We start from the raw sequence: 976 nt of genomic DNA, 5'->3' as shown, positions 1-976 counted from the left end.
GCGGCGTCGGCTTGGACGACTTGTTAGCGCCCATCATGGCAGGGTATCCAGCGCTAGGTTTAAGTAAAAGCCGGAAGAGTCGCGGAATATTCCACCTGAGCGTACGGCCGAAATGATGGCCGAGTCGACGTTTTTCGCCCCGATTTCATCAATGGCGGCCAGCATCCTTTGTTGGAATGCCGCCTGCTGAGCCTCAATCTGTTGCGTTGTCGCGTTTGCCCAAGCCTGGCCTTTGTCTTCGTACGCAGCGGCCGAGGCCATGAGTGCGATTAGTGACTCGCTTGCGACGGGTCGCGGCATGGGCGCTAACACCTGAGTTAAGCCGCGCCGCGAAGCGGCGTCGGCTTGGACGAATTGTTAGCTTGCATTTGCGGACTCCTGAGCGCCGGCAACCATGCGCCGAGGCTGAACCCAATTGTGCAGATCAAGGCGAGCGGACACCAAACACTGAGCGATTGCCCGAAGCATGGCCAAGGGTGCGCTTCGCACCACTGATTGGCCGGACAGGCAAAAGCGAGCGAGGAAATCAGCAGCGCCCACAGCTGGCCTGCCACGGCTAGCCCAGCCCAAGACCCGAGCCGAATCCGGTTGAGGAGCGCCAACGAAGAAAGCCCCAGCACGGTAAACCCGACAAGGACAAAAGGGGCCGCAAGCGCGAAGAAATACAGGGTGGATGACGGCAAACGCTGCGTGGCGGCCGAGTGAGACAGGCCGCCATCTGCCACAGTTTGCTGGAGCGTGCTGTATGCGTTCCAAGCGCGGCCGAGCATGAGGCCGGCCAGGATGGGCAAGTAGCCGCGGCTAATGCGTTTCCGGCCAAGCAACAGGAAGCGCTTTTGAGGAGTCACTGCCGCGCCAGGAAAGAACGCCATTTTGGCGAGCACCGCGATTGCTGCCAGCAACGGGAGCCAAACGATCACGGCTGCGAAGTCAGTTGCCATGCAAGCTAACACCTGAGTTAAGCCGCGCCGCGAAG

At 60.6% G+C, this 976-nt stretch carries 2 protein-coding genes; both read right to left on the bottom strand.

Annotated elements, in window-relative coordinates; translation table 11 throughout:
- Positions 1–33: 33 nt before the first annotated feature.
- The gene (locus EVS83_RS15430) at positions 34–261 is read right to left on the bottom strand and encodes a hypothetical protein (protein WP_133502064.1); all 228 of its coding nucleotides are present in this window, start codon (positions 259–261) and stop codon (positions 34–36) included.
- Positions 262–317: 56 nt separating this feature from the next.
- The coding region (locus EVS83_RS15425; protein WP_208108783.1) for a hypothetical protein at positions 318–976 on the bottom strand (659 nt) is incomplete at its 5' end.

It is taken from the genome of Cognatilysobacter terrigena (genome assembly GCF_004361065.1).
GTDB lineage: Bacteria > Pseudomonadota > Gammaproteobacteria > Xanthomonadales > Xanthomonadaceae > Cognatilysobacter > Cognatilysobacter terrigena.
The sequence above is the reverse complement of the archived record's forward strand: the minus strand, read 5'-3'. Positions and strand labels throughout refer to the sequence as shown.

Coding starts and splice junctions, on each gene's coding strand:
- EVS83_RS15430 (WP_133502064.1), bottom strand. CDS start 261: ATGGCCTCGGCCGCTGCGTACGAAGACAAAGGCCAGGCTTGGGCAAAC.